This window comes from Comamonas sp. 14P8.1.4, from assembly GCF_057799285.1.
Genome location: NZ_JBYOKN010000008.1, coordinates 30,550 through 47,496, shown reverse-complemented (window position 1 = coordinate 47,496; position 16,947 = coordinate 30,550). Strand labels below are relative to the sequence as shown.

General features: G+C 59.9%; 17 protein-coding genes. 11 read left to right on the top strand and 6 right to left on the bottom strand.

Going from position 1 to position 16,947, the window contains the following annotated elements; all coding sequences use genetic code 11:
- Nucleotides 1–108: 108 nt before the first annotated feature.
- A complete protein-coding gene (locus tag AC27VO_RS12570) occupies nt 109–921 on the top strand; it encodes a pseudouridine synthase (RefSeq protein WP_488667056.1) in 813 nt (270 codons plus the stop codon).
- Nucleotides 922–1,009: 88 nt separating this feature from the next.
- Here the strand turns inward: AC27VO_RS12570 and AC27VO_RS12565 are convergent, their stop codons facing one another.
- On the bottom strand, nt 1,010–2,023 hold the full coding sequence (locus AC27VO_RS12565) for a DHH family phosphoesterase (protein ID WP_488667055.1): 1,014 nt from the start codon (nt 2,021–2,023) through the stop codon (nt 1,010–1,012).
- A gap of 349 nt (nt 2,024–2,372) precedes the next feature.
- Between AC27VO_RS12565 and AC27VO_RS12560 the strand changes: the two genes are divergently transcribed.
- A complete protein-coding gene (locus AC27VO_RS12560) occupies nt 2,373–3,563 on the top strand; it encodes a M20 aminoacylase family protein (RefSeq protein WP_488667054.1) in 1,191 nt (396 codons plus the stop codon).
- 59 nt (nt 3,564–3,622) lie between these two features.
- On the top strand, nt 3,623–4,618 hold the full coding sequence (locus AC27VO_RS12555) for a Bug family tripartite tricarboxylate transporter substrate binding protein (protein ID WP_488667053.1): 996 nt from the start codon (nt 3,623–3,625) through the stop codon (nt 4,616–4,618).
- Here the strand turns inward: AC27VO_RS12555 and AC27VO_RS12550 are convergent.
- Together AC27VO_RS12550 and ylqF are read right to left on the bottom strand one after the other, a co-directional pair.
- Complete coding sequence (locus AC27VO_RS12550; RefSeq protein WP_488667052.1) at nt 4,605–6,479, bottom strand: putative bifunctional diguanylate cyclase/phosphodiesterase; 1,875 nt, start codon at nt 6,477–6,479, stop codon at nt 4,605–4,607. The two genes, AC27VO_RS12555 and AC27VO_RS12550, sit on opposite strands and share 14 nt — an antisense overlap.
- A 160-nt stretch (nt 6,480–6,639) precedes the next feature.
- Complete coding sequence (gene ylqF, locus AC27VO_RS12545) at nt 6,640–7,584, bottom strand: ribosome biogenesis GTPase YlqF (protein ID WP_488667051.1); 945 nt, start codon at nt 7,582–7,584, stop codon at nt 6,640–6,642.
- An 81-nt stretch (nt 7,585–7,665) separates the two neighbouring features.
- On the opposite strand from ylqF, the gene AC27VO_RS12540 reads away from it, so the two are divergent.
- Entirely contained in the window at nt 7,666–7,911 is a 246-nt protein-coding gene (locus tag AC27VO_RS12540; protein WP_488667050.1) for a hypothetical protein, read from the top strand.
- Between the two features lie 61 nt (nt 7,912–7,972).
- Here AC27VO_RS12540 and AC27VO_RS12535 read toward each other — a convergent pair whose 3' ends face one another.
- The 3 genes from AC27VO_RS12535 to AC27VO_RS12525 all read right to left on the bottom strand — a co-directional run bounded on the left by AC27VO_RS12535 (nt 7,973) and on the right by AC27VO_RS12525 (nt 11,268).
- Nucleotides 7,973–8,413 carry a hypothetical protein gene (locus AC27VO_RS12535; protein WP_488667049.1) on the bottom strand — a complete coding sequence of 147 codons (441 nt, stop codon included), beginning with the start codon at nt 8,411–8,413 and terminating at the stop codon, nt 7,973–7,975.
- A 219-nt stretch (nt 8,414–8,632) separates the two neighbouring features.
- Nucleotides 8,633–10,162: a glutamate--cysteine ligase gene (gene gshA, locus AC27VO_RS12530; protein WP_488667048.1), complete on the bottom strand. Its 1,530-nt coding sequence runs from the start codon at nt 10,160–10,162 to the stop codon at nt 8,633–8,635.
- A gap of 185 nt (nt 10,163–10,347) precedes the next feature.
- The gene (locus AC27VO_RS12525) at nt 10,348–11,268 is read right to left on the bottom strand and encodes an SDR family NAD(P)-dependent oxidoreductase (RefSeq protein WP_488667047.1); all 921 of its coding nucleotides are present in this window, start codon (nt 11,266–11,268) and stop codon (nt 10,348–10,350) included.
- A 604-nt stretch (nt 11,269–11,872) separates the two neighbouring features.
- Between AC27VO_RS12525 and AC27VO_RS12520 the strand changes: the two genes are divergently transcribed.
- The 7 genes from AC27VO_RS12520 to tolQ all read left to right on the top strand — a co-directional run bounded on the left by AC27VO_RS12520 (nt 11,873) and on the right by tolQ (nt 16,938).
- Nucleotides 11,873–12,169: a 2Fe-2S iron-sulfur cluster-binding protein gene (locus AC27VO_RS12520; RefSeq protein ID WP_488667046.1), complete on the top strand. Its 297-nt coding sequence runs from the start codon at nt 11,873–11,875 to the stop codon at nt 12,167–12,169.
- A gap of 216 nt (nt 12,170–12,385) precedes the next feature.
- Nucleotides 12,386–13,507 carry a bifunctional 3,4-dihydroxy-2-butanone-4-phosphate synthase/GTP cyclohydrolase II gene (ribBA, locus tag AC27VO_RS12515; protein ID WP_488667045.1) on the top strand — a complete coding sequence of 374 codons (1,122 nt, stop codon included), beginning with the start codon at nt 12,386–12,388 and terminating at the stop codon, nt 13,505–13,507.
- Nucleotides 13,508–13,512: 5 nt separating this feature from the next.
- Nucleotides 13,513–13,977: a 6,7-dimethyl-8-ribityllumazine synthase gene (ribH, locus tag AC27VO_RS12510; RefSeq protein WP_488667044.1), complete on the top strand. Its 465-nt coding sequence runs from the start codon at nt 13,513–13,515 to the stop codon at nt 13,975–13,977.
- A 2-nt stretch (nt 13,978–13,979) separates the two neighbouring features.
- Nucleotides 13,980–14,519, top strand: coding sequence for a transcription antitermination factor NusB (nusB, locus tag AC27VO_RS12505; RefSeq protein ID WP_488667043.1), 540 nt, complete (start codon nt 13,980–13,982; stop codon nt 14,517–14,519).
- 102 nt (nt 14,520–14,621) lie between these two features.
- The gene (locus AC27VO_RS12500; protein WP_488667042.1) at nt 14,622–15,806 is read left to right on the top strand and encodes a pyridoxal phosphate-dependent aminotransferase; all 1,185 of its coding nucleotides are present in this window, start codon (nt 14,622–14,624) and stop codon (nt 15,804–15,806) included.
- Between the two features lie 11 nt (nt 15,807–15,817).
- A complete protein-coding gene (gene ybgC, locus AC27VO_RS12495; RefSeq protein WP_488667041.1) occupies nt 15,818–16,231 on the top strand; it encodes a tol-pal system-associated acyl-CoA thioesterase in 414 nt (137 codons plus the stop codon).
- Nucleotides 16,228–16,938: a protein TolQ gene (gene tolQ / locus AC27VO_RS12490; RefSeq protein WP_488667040.1), complete on the top strand. Its 711-nt coding sequence runs from the start codon at nt 16,228–16,230 to the stop codon at nt 16,936–16,938. Before ybgC ends, tolQ begins: the two co-directional genes overlap by 4 nt.
- Nucleotides 16,939–16,947 lie beyond the last annotated feature (9 nt).

Genomic DNA, 16,947 nt, shown 5'->3' with positions numbered 1-16,947 from the left:
GATTCTCTGCCAAATTCAGCCCCCCATGCACGCACATTGACCGCCGCAGCGGCATGCCCACCGCCGCGCCACTACACTTGCCCGCTTTGTGCTGTTGCCTGCCCCACCATGACCGACGCCCCTGATCGCCCCTGCTACACCCACCCACTGGAGATTCTTTGGCAGGACGAAGACATGGTCGTGGTCTACAAACCCGCGGGTTGGCTGGTGCACCGCACGGCCATTGCGCGCCATGAAACCCGCTTTGTGCTGCAAACCCTGCGCGACCAAATTGGCCAGCACGTGTGGCCGGTACATCGTCTCGACCAGGGCACCTGCGGCGTGCTGGTGTTTGCGCTGAGCAAGGAAAGCTGCCAGAAGCTGGCCGCCTGCTTTGTCGAGCACACCGCAAAAAAACACTACATGGCCCTGGCGCGCGGCTGGCTGCCCGATGAAGTAGAAGTGGACTACGCCCTGCAGCCCGACGATGCCCCCGAAGACGCGCCGGCCCAGCCCGCGCAAACCACGCTGCGCTGCCTGGCCCACCTGGAATGGCCCGAGGCCTATGACAAACGCCACGCCAGCACGCGCGTGTCCCTGGTGGAGGCTTTGCCCAAAACCGGCCGTCGTCACCAGATTCGCCGCCACTTGAAGCACGAATCCCACCCCATCATTGGCGACGCCACCCACGGCAAAGGGCCGCTGAACCGCTGGTGGGCCGAGCGCATTGGTCTGCACCGCCTATGGCTGCACGCGCATGCACTGGAGATTCCCCACCCGCGCACCGGCGAGGTGATGCGCTTTTGCGCCGACTGGCGCCAGCTGGCCCATGTGCCAGAAGTACAGCAGTGGCAGCAGTTGCTGGCCGTACCCGGCTGGCAAGCCACCGCACGGGGCCTGCCGGACAGCTGCGGCCTGACGCTGCCTGCCAAGGCAGATTAAAAAAGAGAGCTGTTAGTGCTCAAAAACAAAGGACTTCAGATAGATATCCATCTGTAGTCCTTTTCTCATCAGCGCAAGCCGCTATCTTTTATTTAGCCGCTACCGCCTTCTTGGGCTTGATCCACTTGCCTTCTTCGTCAAACTCCAGCAGCGGGGCTGCAACGAAGTCATACGTAGCATTGGGATCGGCGTTCAGCGTGCCGGTCAGCAGCTCCAGCAAGCGGGTGTTGTCCATCTTGAAGCCACAGGCCTGGGCGTGACCGCCGCCGCCAAAGCTTTCCGCCAGCGGAATGCAGTTGAACTCCGAACGCGAACGCAGGCCCACTTTCACGCCCTTGGTGCCCGCGTGCCACATCAACGCAAAACTGCCGCTTTGGCGCGAGAGAATGTCACCGACTTGGCTGTGGAACACGCCAGGGCTGTTGACCATCAAGCCTTGCTGGCCGTTGAAGGTGAGCACCTGGGCGCCACCGGCAATGTCTTCGCACAGGCTCTGGAATTTTTCATCCATGGCACCGCCGCGCGCCATGAAGGCGGTTTCCTGCTCGGGGCTGAAAGCGGCAATCTCGGCCCAGCGTTCAAAGCTGCGCACCTCCATGTCCAGCGCGGCCAGGAAAGGTGCGCTCTCGGCGAATTCCCACTTCCAGATGTCGCGGTCTTCGATGTATTTGATGAGGCCGGGCACGGGCTTTTCAGGGTGGAAAAACTCCCACGCCAGCTTGGCGCCGGACTTGTTCATGTCAAAGTGCACCACACCGCACTGGCACTGGTAGCCGGTCAGCTTCTCGGCCGCGCTCTTGTGGTGATCCAGCACCACCAGCTTGCTGACCAGGGACTCAATCTCGGCCATCAGCACAGGCTCGAAGGCAAAGTCCACCACATACACGGCGCGGCCTGCCAAGTCTTCACCCAGATCCGCTGCGGTTTGAATTTCCCCGTGGTCCAGACCGCGGTATTCGGCCTTGTCCCCGTAGAACAGCCAGGCAGCCAGTGCCGCGCCGTAGCCGTCCGAGCAGCGGCGGCCGTGGTAGAGGATCAGGGGGCGCACGTCTTCCAGTGAAGGCTGCACCAGCAATTGCAGTGGGAGGATGGTGTTTTTCATGTGGTTGCCATTGTCGCCGCCCCGCCCATTCCATGCACGCGTCCAGCGCATCCGCAAGGATGCGTGCACTGAAATACCTGCGCCGTGCACGCCATGCCCAAGCGCACCACAACGATTGATGCAAGTTTGGAATGATTCGATTTCACGGCATCATGCCAAAAAAACTCAAAAAATCACCAATTAATTATTCAAAATCAATCACCTACAAAAACGCACCACACACCCGGCGAGTACCTGCACGCGACAGAGGACATTCCACACACGCAGACAGTTTCACAGCCAAGCCACATAATGGATTCATCCTTGTATCAGTGACTGGTGCACGAAGCTGTGCCAGCCACCCGAACTGATGAATACCGTCAACGACATCACCCCTTATCTGGGACAACTGCTCAACTTCCGTCACGACCTGCACGCGAACCCTGAGCTGCGCTACGAAGAAAACCGCACGGCCGACAAGATTGCCGCCTTCCTTCAAGCGCTGGGCCTGCCTGTACACCGCGGCCTTGGCAAAACCGGCGTCGTCGCCACCATTTACGGCCAAGGCCGCTCCAAAGACAATCCCGGCCGCTCCATCGGTATCCGCGCTGACATGGACGCGCTGCCCGTGACCGAGACCACCGGTGCCGCCCACGCCAGCTGCGTGCCCGGCAAGATGCACGCCTGCGGCCACGACGGCCACACCACCATGCTGCTGGGCGCGGCCACACTGATGGCCAAGAACCCCACATTCGACGGCACGGTGCACCTGATTTTCCAACCCGCCGAAGAAGGTGGTGCGGGCGCCAAGGCCATGATGGAAGACGGCCTGTTCAAGCTCTTCCCCTGCGATGCCGTGTTTGCTCTGCACAACTGGCCTTCGCTGCCCCAAGGTCAGATGGCCGTGCGCGTGGGCCCCATCATGGCGTCCACCATGCGCTTTGAAATCCAGGTGCGCGGCAAGGGTGGCCACGCCGCCATGCCCCACAAGACGCTGGACCCCATCCCGGTCGCCTGCACCATCGTCGGTCAGCTGCAGACCCTGGTCTCGCGCGGCGTCGACCCACTGGACAGCGCCGTGCTGACCATTGGCAAGATCGAAGGTGGTACCGTGGAAAACATCATCCCGGATGCATGTTCCATCTACGGCACGGTGCGCACGCTGAAGAAGTCCACCCAGGAATACATGATCGAGGGCCTCAAGCGCATCTCGAGCAGCATTGCCGCTGCGCACCTGTGTGAAGCCACCTACATCCACAAGCCTGGCTACCCCAACACCACCAACACTGCCGATGAAGGCCGCTTCATGGGTGAAGTGATGCAAGAGATGGTCGGCAAGGGCAATGCCTTCCCCGATATTGACCCAGCCATGACTGCGGAAGACTTTGGCTTCATGCTCGAAGAAGTTCCGGGTGCCTATGGCTGGATCGGCAACGGCCCCAACGGCCAACCCGGCATTGGCCTGCACAATCCGGGTTACGATTTCAACGACGACAATATTGAACTGGGTTCGCACTTTTGGGACACACTGGCTCGCCGCTGGTTTGAACAAAAGCGCTAAACAAGCGTTTGACAACCACAAACCGCGCCCAGGCGCGGTTTTTTATTGGGAAAAACATCATGAACACCACCAGCAGCCGCTCCCTCAACCGCCGCAGCCTGTTGCTTGCCGGCGCCAGCATGGCCGCCGCAACCCTGCCCGGTATGGGGCATGCCGCCAGCCGGTGGCCCAGCAAGCCCATTCGCATGATCGTCCCCTACCCTGCTGGCGGCATCAACGATGTGGTGGCACGCATGTTCGGGGACTTGATGGGCCAAGCGCTGGGCCAGCCCTTTGTGGTGGACAACAAACCCGGCGCCGGCGGCACGATCGGCATGGCGGAATTGGCCAAGGCCGATGACCAGCATACGTTTGCGTTTGCCGCCATCAGCCCGCTGACCCTGAACCCCTACCTGATGAAGGTGGGTTATGACCCGATGCAGGACATCATTCCTGTCGCCAGCGTGATGTATGCCCCCGTGCTGGTGCTGGCCACCACCGCGTTCAAGGGCAAAAGCTTTGCGGACGTACTAGCACAATCCAAGACCGCTAAGGGCGTGAGTGTGGCCACATCCGGCTACGGCACCCTGGCACACATCATGGTGGAGCAGCTGATCCGCGCCACCGGCGGCAAGTTTGTGCACGTACCGTACAAGGGCGGCAGCCAGCTGATTACCGATGCGGCTGGCGCACAATTTGACCTGCTGCTGGCCAACCCCTTCGCGCCCGTCAATGCGCTGATTGAGCAAGGCAAGCTGCACGTGCTGGCCACCACCGGCCCGCAGCGCGTGAGCAGCTTCAAGGACGTACCCACATTGGGTGAACTGGGCTTTGACAAGGCCAACCAGACTTCGCTGTTTGGCTTTTATGCGCCCAGAAACACGGCACCAGCCGTGGTGGAGCGTTTTCACGCCGAGGTCAACCTCATTTTGCACAACCCGGACATGCAACAGCGCCTGCGCAAGCTGGACAACGTGCCACGCGCCTCCAAGCAAGAGACCTTCGCTACGGCGGTGCGCAAGGACTATGCGCTCAACGGTTTGGTGATTGAGCAGGCAGGCATCAAGGCTGAATAAGCGTCTGGTGTGACAGCTGCAGCAACCATTCCTCCACCGGAATGGGGCGGCTGTACAAATAGCCTTGGCACAGAATGGGCGGATACCAGGCGCGCAAGGTATCCGCCTGTGTTTCTTCCTCCACCCCTTCCGCGACCACCCGCAGCTGCATGCTTTTGGCCACCATCAGCAGCGCCTGCACCAGGGCGCCGCTTTGGGCATCGGGCTCCAAGTCGTGAATGAAGGACTGGTCGATCTTGATTTCCTGAATCGGCAGACGGTGCAGGTACGACAAGGACGAGTAGCCCGTTCCAAAATCATCCAGCGCACACTGCACGCCAAAGGCATTCAAGCGTGTCATCTTCTGGATGGCATCTTCCACATTGGTGAGCACCATGCTCTCCGTCACTTCCAGCGTCAGGCGCCCTTGCCCCAAGTGTTTGCCGCGCAGCAAAGCCGCTACTTTGTCGACAAAGTCCACCTGCGCAAACTGACGGGCACTGATGTTGACCGCCACCACCATGGACGTATGGCGCACCAGCGGGTGCTGTAGCAGGTTCACCGCTTGCTGCAGCATCCAGTCGCCCAGACGCACAATCAGCTCCGAATCTTCCGCAATCGGGATAAATGCCCCCGGAGGCACCAGCGATTCGCCCGGTGGCTGCCAGCGCAGCAAGGCCTCCACGCCATGCACCTGCCCATCAATATCCACCTGCTTTTGCACATACATGCGCAAGTGCCCATGGGCCAGTGCTTCGTACAGTCCTTTTTCGACCGCCAGCTTGCGCTGGCTGGTCTCTTCCAGCGCCTCTGAAAATGCATGCACCTGGCCCAGCCCCTGCGCTTTGGCCTGGTACAGCGCAATGGTGGCGCGGCGGTAAATGTGGTCTTCCGAATCACGCTTGCGGGCAGGCTCCGCAAACGGGAACACCGTGATGCCCACGCTGAACGTCAGCTGCACCACCTCCATCTCCTCGCGTGCCAACACCACGCTGGACAAGCCGCGCTGCAGCTCGGTGGCCAGTGCATAGGCCATCATGCGCCCATCGTTGCGGCTTTTAGCCGCATCTTTCAAGATCACGGCAAATTCATCCCCCGAGGTGCGTGCCACCCAGGCGGTTTGCGGCACCAGGCTTTGCAGTTTTTTGCCCACAGCACGCAGCAAAGCGTCCCCCCACTCCAAGCCTCTGCCAGCGTTGAATTTGGAGAACTTGTCCATATCAAACAGCAGCAAGGCATTCCAGTGCTCAGGCACAAACGGGTAGCTTTGCGCGGACTTGATCATCTCTTCCAGGCGTTGCGAGAGTGCCCAGCGGTTGGGCAACAGGGTCAGCGCATCAAAGTTCAGTAGTTGACTGACCCGTGCACGCGCCTGCAGCAACTCGGTCATGTCTTGCTTGAGTTCCACCAAGCCCTGCACCGTGCCACTGGCCGACAGCAAGGGGAAGATGCTCACCCCCTCCTGCATTTCGCTGCCGTCTTTGCGCCGGTTCACCAGCACGCTGCGCCATACGCCGCCTTCGGTCACGATTTGGCGCATTTGCCGGTGCTGCTCATCCGTCATGCCATTGGCAGAGATCTGGCGCGCTGGCTTGCCCAGCACCTCGGACAAGCTATAGCCCGAGCGCAGCAAAAACGCGCGATTGGCGTAGAGCAAATGGCCACCAAAATCAGCCACAGCCATGCTTTCCGGGCTTTGCTCCATGGCGGCAAACACCAAGTCGGTCTGTGTCAGCGGTGCCGTTGCCAATGGCTGCACGGCGGGGCGCGATGCCTTCCACCAGTACGCAGCCGCCACCATGAGGGCCACAATCACCAGCGTGATCAGTGCCACCCCGATACTGCCCCCCACCCAGATTGCGGCCACCAGCACTGCGCTCATCAGCAGTGCGGCAATGACACTGTGCCTGCCCCCAGCCTGGCTTGGTTCAGTTTGAAAAGCAGGTAACGCGGTCATACGGCCTTGCGAGAATTTTGCGGTTCATCAGCGTGTCACGCCCATTGGGGTGCTGACGTAGGTCAAATTCTCGACTGCGGCCGTACTACCAGCGCTTTTTGCCCTTCTTCTTGGCCGCAGCAATGGCCTCCTTGCGCGCGGCACGTTCGGCGTCTGCCACTGCAGCCACGGCAGCCCATTGCTCGAACTCTTCTGGCGTCTCCAGCGTGATGTTCCCCAGCACATGCGTGCGGTAGTCGGTGATCACGATTTCTGCGGCTTTCTGGGTGTTCACGCGCCCGCCGTTCATGACGCAGCCGCGCTTGCGGCCAATGGCATCCAGCAGTTCGTCATCGTGCATGGCCTGAATTTTGGCCACGCCCAAACCCAGCTTGAAGCGGTCTTCCAGGTTCTGGGGGTAGTGCTTTTGCAAAATCAACAGCAACTCCAGCGCCACCAGTTCCTCATCGTAGGCATTGCGCCCGACGGAGCCTGACGCTGCCAGGTTGAAGCCGCTTTGCTCGATCGAGATGCGCGGCCACAACATGCCGGGGGTGTCCCACAGGTAAAAGTCCGAGTCCAACACAATGCGCTGTTCGTCCTTGGTCACACCGGCCTCATCGGCCGCTTTGGCCTGCTTTTTACCGCTCATGGTGTTGATCAGCGTGGATTTGCCCACATTGGGCACGCCGCAGATCAGCACGCGCATGGGTTTGGCCATGCCGCCGCGGTTGGGCGCCAGCTGGCGGCAGGTTTCCACCAATCGACGGGCAGGCATCACTTCTTCCGCATCCATGGCAATGGCACGGGTGTCGGGCTGGGCGTTGTACCAGTCCAGCCACATCTGGGTGCGCACCGGATCGGCCACATCCTGCTTGTTAAGCAGCTTCATGCGGGGTTTGTGCCCCGTCAGCTCTTGCAGCAAGGGGTTGAAACTAGAGCCGGGAATGCGCGCATCCAGCACCTCAATGACCACGTCAATGTCTTTCACGCGCTCTTCAATGAGCTTGCGTGTGGAGTTCATGTGACCGGGGAACCATTGGATTGCCATGGGCGTGCTTTCTTGTTTTGAATGGAGGCTTGGGGCCGCAAGGATAATCGCAAGCTGTACTCTCGTCACAATGCTTCGATCATGACCTCCCAACGCTCCAAACCTTCTGCCTCTCCCTTGAACAATGACATGCTGGTGCGCGGCGTGATTCTGGTGCTGATCGGGCTGGTGCTCATCATTGCGCCACACTTCATGTCGGCCAACGAGGTGCGTGAGCTGTTTGTGCACGCCCGCATCCCCGCCTGGTTCGCGCTGGTGCTGGGCCTGGCCTTTGTGGGCCAATACGCGCTGCGTCAGCGCAAGCGCCAACAGTCGCAGCAAAAATAAGCATCCAAAAAGCCTTCAGCGCTTATCGACAAAGCGCCAACAGCTATCAATTTAACCCGACTCACGCCGTCGCCTGCAGCCGGAAGATGGCCACTTGCTGCGCCAGGTGCCCGGTCTGCTCGTGCAAGCTGTCTGCCGCCTGGCTGCTGGCCTGCACCAGGCGCGCGTTGTCCCGCGTCATCCCGTCCAGCGCCACCATGGTCTGGTGCAACTGCGCCATGCCTGCGCTTTGCTCCTGGGCTTGGTGCGTCAGGGCCTGCGCCATGTCGTGTTCGTGCTGCTGCAAGCGGGCCGCAGCGTTGTGCTCTACATGCTGCAGATAGGCAATCAAGCCGCCAGCCACCAAGACACCGCACAGCAGCAAGCCGCCAAACACGACCCCGATCTTGGTGGCCACCGCGCAGTTGCGCAGCCCGCCAAACGGCATGAAACGCGATGCAGAGAGTGTGAGACGCCCCTGCGCCATGGGTGCAGGGGCCAGCGAAACAGAGGACAGCGGCATGGCAGCAAACAGCTCAACGGAAGATGCTTGCCAATTTAGTGCTACAAAATGTCAACACCGTGACGGTGCAGTGACACAGCACAGAGCAATACGGTGCTTGCAGCCACCTAAAAAAAAGAGCAGCTTGCGCTTGATTTTTCAGCAATTCACAGTGTTTTAGACCGGAAATTGAGGAAATACGAGCGCTAGCTGCTCACTTTTTCAAGGTACGCGTGTACCTCAGCCCAAGGCTGCCGGGTCCATATAACGCTGGCGCCAAGCTTCAAACGTACCCGTGTCTGCGGCTTCAATCGCCTGCTGTGCATGCTCAGATTGGGCCGCCATGTCGGCAAACTGCGCTTGCTGCGCCTCGCTCCACGGCAGGTTCAGCAAATGCTCACGCGCCCACAGCGATTGCGTCAGTCCAAACTGCTCAAAGCTGTTGCCATGCAGGCGGCGCATGTGTTCCAGCACCCGGGCCGACGGGGTGGTGTCTGGCTGCGCCACGCGCGCCAGGGCCTGCGCCAGCGCATCGCTGTACGCCGAGGAGCCGTCGGTGGCATCCAGCGCCGCAGCAAACGGTGCGCATTCGGTCAACACCTGCTGCGCCCATGCGCTGAGCGTGATCGACGCGTCACCACGCTGCAGTTGCAGGCCCGGCTCGCGCCCACGTTCAGCCACGAGGTGCTGGTTGTTTTTGAGCTGGGCAATTTCTGCGGGCGAGTCATCGGGGCTGTCGCTGCACAGGCAGTGCAGCAAAAACACATCCAGCATGCGCATGGTGGTGGTGTTGATGCCCACGGGCTCAAACGGATCCAGATCCATCAGGCGCACTTCCACATATTCCACGCCGCGCTCACGCAGGGCATGCAGGGGACGCTCGCCGCTGTGCGTGGTGCGCTTGGGACGGATGGTGCCGTAGAACTCGTTTTCAATCTGCAGCAAGCTGGTGCCCAGCTGGTTGTAGTCACCACCGGGGTTGCGAATGCCCAGTTGCTCGTACGCCGGATAAGGCTGGGTCAGTGCCTGATAGAGCGAGTCGGCATAGCCTTCCAGTCCGTTGTAGCTGACGTTGATGGAGGCCTGGGCATCGCTTTGGTAACCCAAGCGCCCCATGCGCAGCGAAGTGGCATAAGGCAAATACAGCGCTTTGTGCGCATCGCCCAAAGGCTGCAGGCGGTGCTCACGCCCTTCCACAAAGCAGGGGCTGAGTGCTGGGGATGCACCAAACAAATACAGCAGCACAAACGCATGGCGGCGGAAATTGCGAATCAGCGCGAAATACTGCTCGCTGCTGACGCCAGGCAGCGACCAGTTGTAGTGAATGCCAGAGATGGTCTGCATGCGGCGGCCATAGCGGTGACCCAGCCCCATGCGGTACACGCTTTTGGAGCGGCCCGAGTGCGAGGAGCCATAGCGCCCCAGCGGAATCGTCTCATCCGTGGGCAAATAGCACGGCATGCTCGAGGCCCAGACCATCTCTTCACCCAAGGCAGCCATGCTGCGCAAGGTGTACTGGTGCACCTGCTGCAACTCATCCAGACATTCCTGCACACCTTGGCGGGCGCCGGTAATCAGCTCCAGCTGAGACTCGCTGTAGTCGGTCGTGATGTGCGGGTGGGTCAAGGCAGAACCCAGGCCGGCGGGATGCGGCGTCAGCGCCAGGTTGCCTGTGGGCAGAACGCGCAAACCTTCTTTTTCAATACCGCGACGTATGCCGGCCAGGCGCTCGGCAGCGGGAAGGGTAGAAGGCTTGGGCGTTGGATTCATTCTTATCGGGTGTTACGGTCAAAAAACGGGGAGGCAACCTTAGCATGCCCACCGTATGCATGACGCATGATAGGCACATGGCAGAAGCTGTAGCGCCCCGCCCCCCCGCATAACCACGCAGCGGCTATGTTGCCACGCTACGTGATTGCACACTGACTTTGTAACAGTTAGAGGAGGCGCGTCAATCAGACAGCGGCTGCACGCGCCGCCATCGCCTTGCCCACTTCCAGCTGCCCTTGGGCGGATCCGCTCTGGGGCACTTGCTCGCCCGCACGATCGGTCACCGCCCCGAGCTGCATCGCCAAGCGCTCCGGCGCGTCATCGCCAGCCCCCACATACACACCTTGCGTCAGCGTGATGTGCGCGGCTTCAAAACCGCCAGCACCTGCACACAAAATAGTGCGCGTAGGTGCGCTGGCATGGGCCAGTACCAGCATGGCGGGCACTACCGCCTCGGGTTTCAACGCAGCCAGCACCGCCTCGGGCATCAACCCCTCGGTCATGCGCGTGGCCGCCGTCGGTGCCAGTGCGTTCACATGGATGTGGTGCTTGGCCCCTTCCAGCGCCAGCGTTTGCATCAGACCGACCTGCGCCATCTTCGCGGCACCGTAGTTGCTCTGACCAAAGTTGCCGTACAGGCCCGAAGAGGATGTCGTCATCACAATGCGGCCATAGTTTTGCGCCTGCATCACCGGCCACACCGCTTTGCAGCAATTGGCAGCGCCCATCAGGTGCACCTCGACCACCAGGCGGAAGTCATCCATCTCCATCTTGGCAAAGCTCTTGTCGCGCAAGATGCCTGCGTTGTTGACCAGAATGTCTACACGGTCCCAGGCATCTACGGCCTGTTGCACCATGGCCTGCACTGCAGCCAGATCCGTCACGGAGGCGCCGTTGGCCATGGCTTCGCCGCCCATGGCACGGATTTCATCCACCACGGCCTGGGCGGCCGATACCGAGCCGCCCGAGCCATCCACCGCGCCACCCAAATCATTGACCACCACCTTGGCACCACGGCGCGCCAGCGCCAGTGCGTGCTCACGACCCAAACCACCACCAGCCCCCGTCACGATCGCGACCTGGCCTTCAAACGACAACGCTTGCATCTCCATCTCTCCTTGTTGTGCAGGACTGCATATCCCGCCGTGGTGGCCACTGTACGCACCCGGCATGGCGACCGCTTTCTCCGAAGTGACTCCCGCAACAAAAGGCTTATCCACGGATACACGGCACAAGCATGTGGACAAGCTCTGCACCGTTGCCAAAAACCACGCTAAACCCTTGTTTTACAAGCCTCCACAACATCTGCACATTTTTTAATCACACCCAATTCACAGCACTGCATTTGCCCCCAAAAAACCTGAACAATCCTGTGCATAAGTCTTTACAAGCACAACAACAACAACAACAAGTTATTGTTTTTATTTAATTTAAATTGCACTGAGCATTTTTTAATCAATGCAAACAACGATCATTCCGGTGATCACAAAATCCGATGCAGCCCCCTCAAAATTGGCAGTTGCCCCCAATTCGACTGAACAACCATGTGGATAAGCCTGATTAAAGTCCATCGCTGGCGCACAAGTACTTGATCTGCAAGGCGCGACAGTTCTGTGCTTATTTTTTAGGCAAAACATATTCACTGTCACAGCCACCTGATGCGGCGACAATTTGCGCCATTCTTTTGCATGCTCTTGCCTCGGGAAAACCATGAATGCACCACTGACACCTGCACTTTTCACTGCCAAGCTGGAGCCCAGCGGACAGCAATGTGACGCCTGGGCCACCGACACCTTGCTGGACTCTATAGAGATGGGTGGCCTGCAGTGGCCCAGCTCATGCCGCAATGGCACTTGCAGAACCTGTTTGGGAACACTCACTTCCGGATCGGTGCATTACGAAATTGACTGGCCCGGACTGACGGCCGAAGAAAAAGCCGAAGGCTGTGTACTGCCCTGCGTGGCCTACCCCGACGGCGATGTCACCTTGCAAGACCCCGCAAACTGAAGCTGCGCACTCCACCAATCCCGACAGAGATGCTGCAAAGCATTAAAATACCTGCTTTACATAGGATTGGGCACCATCCGGCGCCGATTCATCGCGAAGACGGCCACCGTCTGCACACATGTTCTTTGGAAGCATGCACTGACGCATGCTGGGCGGGTGCCCACACCAAGGCCGTGCTGGCAGCAACCCGACAGGCTATCCAAGGAACGAGACATCATGAATTCCCCCCTCACACCCGTGCAGATTTCGCCGGTGGAAGATATCGTTGCAGACATGCGCGCTGGTCGCATGGTCATCCTGGTCGATGAAGAAGACCGCGAAAACGAAGGGGACCTGGTACTGGCTTCCGACCATGTCACGCCTGAAGCCATCAACTTCATGGCCAAGTTTGGCCGTGGCCTGATTTGCCTGACGCTGACCCGCGAGCGCTGTGAATACCTCAAGCTGCCGCCCATGGCCGCGCGCAATGGCACGGTTTACAGCACCGCATTCACTGTCTCGATCGAAGCCGCAGAAGGTGTGACCACCGGCATTTCTGCAGCCGACCGCGCCCACACCATCAAGACCGCTGTTGCCAAGGATGCCAAGCCCACCGACTTGGTGCAGCCTGGCCACGTCTTCCCCTTGCAAGCCATGGACGGCGGCGTCCTCATTCGTGCAGGCCACACAGAAGCAGGCTGCGACTTGGCGGGCATGGCAGGTTGCACACCGTCTTCCGTGATTTGCGAGATCATGAAAGACGACGGCACCATGGCTCGCTTGCCCGACCTGCAATTGTTTGCAACCGAGCACGGCCTGAAGATCGGCACCATCGCCGATTTGATTCAATACCGCAGCCGTGACGAGTCACTGCTGCAAAAAGTAGGCACTCGCCCATTGCAAACGCCTTGGGGTGAGTTCACTGCCCACTTGTTCCAAGACAAGCCCAGCCAGTCTGTACACATGGCACTGGTTAAGGGCACTTGGGCTGAAACCGATGAAGTGGCCGTGCGTGTACACGAGCCCTTGTCTGTTCTGGATGCGCTGGAAGTCAACCGGGCCATGCACTCATGGGGCTTGGACACCAGCTTGCAGTACTTGAATGCCCAAGGCCAAGGTGTGGCCGTGCTACTTAACTGCGGCGAAAGTGCTGGCCAATTGCTGGCACAGTTTGAAGGCAGTGCCCGCTCCGCCCAGGCCCCTGAACGCGGCCGCATGGATCTGCGTACCTACGGCATTGGCGCGCAAATTCTGCGCGAATGCGGTGTACACAAGATGAAATTGCTGGGCCAGCCCCGCCGCATGCCCAGCATGGCCGGCTATGGCCTGGAAATCACTGGCTATATCACCAAGGAATAAAAAAGATGCTGAACGCTGAAAAAGGCTCTGCTGCAACGCTCAACGGGCAAGGACTGCGCATCGGCATCGTTCAGGCCCGCTGGAATGAAGGCATCACGCATGCCCTTGCCCAAGCGTGCCACCAAGAACTGCTCGCCACCGGTGTGGCCGCTGATGCAATCGACCACGTTCTGGTTCCCGGTGCGCTGGAAGTGCCTGTGGCCCTACAAGCCATGGCCGAGCGTGGCGGCTACGATGCACTCATCGCACTGGGTTGCATCATCCGTGGGGAGACATACCACTTCGAGCTGGTGGCCAACGAATCGGGCGCGGGTGTCACCCGCCTGAGTCTGGACTACCGACTGCCGATTGCCAATGCAATCATCACCACTGAAAACCTCGAGCAGGCTATTGCCCGCCAGACCGAAAAAGGTCTGGATGCCGCACGTGTAGCCGTAGAAATGGCCAGCCTGCTCAAAACCTTGAAATAACCATGAGCGACGAACAATCCAACCCCAGCAGCAAGCGCCCTCCCCGCCAAAAACGCACCGGCCTGACCAGCACAGGCGTGCGCAAGGCAGCCTCCAAGTCGGCACGCAGCCGCTCGCGCGAATTCGCACTGCAAGCGCTCTACCAGCACCTGGTGGGCAAGAACAGCGCCACGTCCATCGACATGTTCACACGTGATCTGGCGGGCTTTCACAAGTGCGATGCTGCGCACTACGATGCACTGCTGCACGGCTGCATCCAGATTGAGGAAGATCTGAATGCCTTGATCCTGCCCAAACTCGATCGCAAGCTGGAAGAGCTCTCCCCCATTGAACATGCCTGCATGTGGATTGGTGCTTACGAGCTGATGCACTGCATGGACGTACCATGGCGCGTCGTGCTCAACGAAGTGATTGAGCTGGCCAAGGAATTTGGCGGCACCGACGGACACAAGTACGTCAACGGTGTGCTCAATGCGCTGGCCCCAGAGCTGCGCGCCGCCGAAGTTCAGGCGGACAAGGCCAAGGCAGAGCAAAGCGCCTAAGCCCCCCGCCCCAGGCAGCGTGCTTTCAGCCGCTGCCTTTTTTCATGTTTGTTGTCTTGTTTGTGTTTTACCTGTGACAGCGCTTTTGCGCTTGCCAAGCCCATGAAGTTTTCTACGCGCGCCGAAAAGATCGAACCTTTTTATGTGATGGAAGTGGCCAAAGCGGCCCAGCAACTGGCCAAGGAAGTGGCCCATGGCCCTGAGCCCATGATCTTCCTGAACATCGGCGAGCCCGACTACACCGCGCCCCCACAGGCACAAGCTGCCGCCAGCCAGTGCGTAGCAGCAGGTGCCACGCAGTACACCAACGCCCTGGGCCTGGAGCCCCTGCGCGCAGCCATCAGCGCGTGGTACCGCACCCGTTTTAACGTGGATGTTCCCGCGCAGCGCATCGTGATTACGGCCGGCGCTTCTGCCGCACTGCAGCTGGCTTGCCTGGCGCTGATTGAGGCCGGTGACGAAATTCTGATGCCCGACCCCAGCTACCCCTGCAACCGCCACTTTGTCAGTGCCGCAGAAGGTGTGGCCAAGCTGATTCCTACGGGCGCTGCCGAGCGCTACCAGCTCAGTGCAGACCAGGTCGCGGCCCATTGGGGGGAGAAAACCCGTGGCGTCCTGCTGGCCTCGCCCTCCAACCCCACCGGTACATCCATTGACCCCGCCGAGCTACGCCGTATCCACGACGTGGTGCGATCCAAGGGTGGCATCACCATCGTTGATGAAATCTATCTGGGCCTGTCATACGAAGAAGCCTTTGGCCACAGCGCGCTGGCCATCAGCGACGACATCATCTCCATCAACAGCTTCAGCAAATACTTCAACATGACCGGCTGGCGCCTGGGATGGATGGTGGTGCCCGAAGCCATGGTGCCCGTGGTGGAGCGCATGGCACAAAATCTGTTCATCTGCGCCTCCACCATCTCCCAGCATGCGGCGCTGGCGTGTTTCACACCCGAGAGCATTGCCATCTTTGAAGCCCGCCGCGCAGAGTTCAAAGCCCGCCGCGACTACTTTTTGCCCGCCTTGAAAGAGCTGGGCTTTGGCATCGACGTCATGCCCGACGGCGCTTTCTACGCCTGGGCCGACTGCACCCCGCTGTGCGCCAAACTCGGCGTCAAGGACAGCTGGGACTTTGCCTACGCCTTGATGGACAAGGCCCATCTGGCCATCACCCCCGGGCGCGACTTTGGCACGGCAGACACCGCCCGCTACGTGCGCTTTTCCACGGCCAACTCGATGGAGCAGTTGCAAGAGGCCGTGCGCCGCATGCAGCAGTTGTTCAAGTAAAGGGAACTTCCATGGTTTTCACCTTTCCCATCCGGGTGTACTGGGAAGATACCGATGCCGGCGGCATCGTCTTCTACGCCAACTACCTCAAGTTTTTTGAGCGTGCACGCACCGAATGGCTGCGCAATCTGGGCGTCGAGCAGCAAAAACTGCGCAACGAGGTGGGGGGCATGTTTGTCGTCACTCAGGCAGAACTCAACTATCTCAAGCCTGCGCGTCTGGATGACATGATCGAAGTTACCGCTGTGTTGCAATCTGCAGGCCGTGCCTCCATCACAATCGCTCAGCAGGCTTTTTTGAAGCCCATGTCATCCGATGCAGCCCCGCAACTGTTATGTGAAGGCAGCATTCGCATTGGCTGGGTCGATTCCGCCACCATGCGCCCTGCCCGTATTCCGAACTCCATCGTGGAAAAACTCTCATGAACGCAGCCCAAGACATGTCCATCTTCAGCCTCATCCTCCAGGCCAGCTGGGTGGTGCAATTGGTCATGTTGATTTTGGTCGTCGCCTCGGTCGCAAGCTGGGCCACCATCTTTCGCAAGTCCCAGGCGCTCAAGCAAGTGCGCCAGTTCAACGAATCCTTTGAGCAGGACTTCTGGTCGGGCCAAAGCCTCAATGATCTGTACAACAGCGCCACCCAGAACGCCAAGCACGGCGGCCCCATGGAACGCATTTTTGCCAGCGGCATGCGCGAGTACAAAAAACTGCGCGAACGCCGTATCAGCGACAGCGGCACCCTGATGGACGGTACGCGCCGCGCCATGCGCGCCAGCTTTCAGCGCGAAATGGACGAGATCGAATCAGGCCTGTCCTTTTTGGGCACCGTCGGCTCCGTAGCTCCTTATGTGGGTCTGTTCGGTACCGTCTGGGGCGTGATGCACGCCTTCACCGGTTTTGCCAACATGGAACAGATCACGCTGGCCACCGTGGCCCCCGGCATCGCCGAAGCGCTGGTGGCCACGGCCATGGGCCTGTTCGCCGCGATCCCTGCCGTGACCGCCTACAACCGCTACGCCAACAGCATTGACCGCATCGCCAACGGGCAAGAGACCTTCATGGAAGAGTTCACCAACATCTTGCAGCGCAATGTGAGCGGCCCAGCGGCCAGCGCCACGGCCTCCGGCTACTGAGGCAGGAGC

What these genes read in the sequence shown, in the direction of transcription:
- AC27VO_RS12525 (WP_488667047.1), bottom strand. Translation starts at nt 11,268, where the DNA reads ATGCAAGCGTTGTCGTTTGAAGGCCAGGTCGCGATCGTGACGGGGGCT.
- AC27VO_RS12565 (WP_488667055.1), bottom strand. Translation starts at nt 2,023, where the DNA reads ATGAAAAACACCATCCTCCCACTGCAATTGCTGGTGCAGCCTTCACTG.
- AC27VO_RS12520 (WP_488667046.1), top strand. Translation starts at nt 11,873, where the DNA reads ATGAATGCACCACTGACACCTGCACTTTTCACTGCCAAGCTGGAGCCC.
- AC27VO_RS12550 (WP_488667052.1), bottom strand. Translation starts at nt 6,479, where the DNA reads ATGAGCGCAGTGCTGGTGGCCGCAATCTGGGTGGGGGGCAGTATCGGG.
- ylqF (WP_488667051.1), bottom strand. Translation starts at nt 7,584, where the DNA reads ATGGCAATCCAATGGTTCCCCGGTCACATGAACTCCACACGCAAGCTC.
- AC27VO_RS12540 (WP_488667050.1), top strand. Translation starts at nt 7,666, where the DNA reads ATGACCTCCCAACGCTCCAAACCTTCTGCCTCTCCCTTGAACAATGAC.
- ybgC (WP_488667041.1), top strand. Translation starts at nt 15,818, where the DNA reads ATGGTTTTCACCTTTCCCATCCGGGTGTACTGGGAAGATACCGATGCC.
- AC27VO_RS12535 (WP_488667049.1), bottom strand. Translation starts at nt 8,413, where the DNA reads ATGCCGCTGTCCTCTGTTTCGCTGGCCCCTGCACCCATGGCGCAGGGG.
- tolQ (WP_488667040.1), top strand. Translation starts at nt 16,228, where the DNA reads ATGAACGCAGCCCAAGACATGTCCATCTTCAGCCTCATCCTCCAGGCC.
- AC27VO_RS12560 (WP_488667054.1), top strand. Translation starts at nt 2,373, where the DNA reads ATGAATACCGTCAACGACATCACCCCTTATCTGGGACAACTGCTCAAC.
- AC27VO_RS12570 (WP_488667056.1), top strand. Translation starts at nt 109, where the DNA reads ATGACCGACGCCCCTGATCGCCCCTGCTACACCCACCCACTGGAGATT.
- AC27VO_RS12500 (WP_488667042.1), top strand. Translation starts at nt 14,622, where the DNA reads ATGAAGTTTTCTACGCGCGCCGAAAAGATCGAACCTTTTTATGTGATG.
- nusB (WP_488667043.1), top strand. Translation starts at nt 13,980, where the DNA reads ATGAGCGACGAACAATCCAACCCCAGCAGCAAGCGCCCTCCCCGCCAA.
- ribH (WP_488667044.1), top strand. Translation starts at nt 13,513, where the DNA reads ATGCTGAACGCTGAAAAAGGCTCTGCTGCAACGCTCAACGGGCAAGGA.
- ribBA (WP_488667045.1), top strand. Translation starts at nt 12,386, where the DNA reads ATGAATTCCCCCCTCACACCCGTGCAGATTTCGCCGGTGGAAGATATC.
- AC27VO_RS12555 (WP_488667053.1), top strand. Translation starts at nt 3,623, where the DNA reads ATGAACACCACCAGCAGCCGCTCCCTCAACCGCCGCAGCCTGTTGCTT.
- gshA (WP_488667048.1), bottom strand. Translation starts at nt 10,162, where the DNA reads ATGAATCCAACGCCCAAGCCTTCTACCCTTCCCGCTGCCGAGCGCCTG.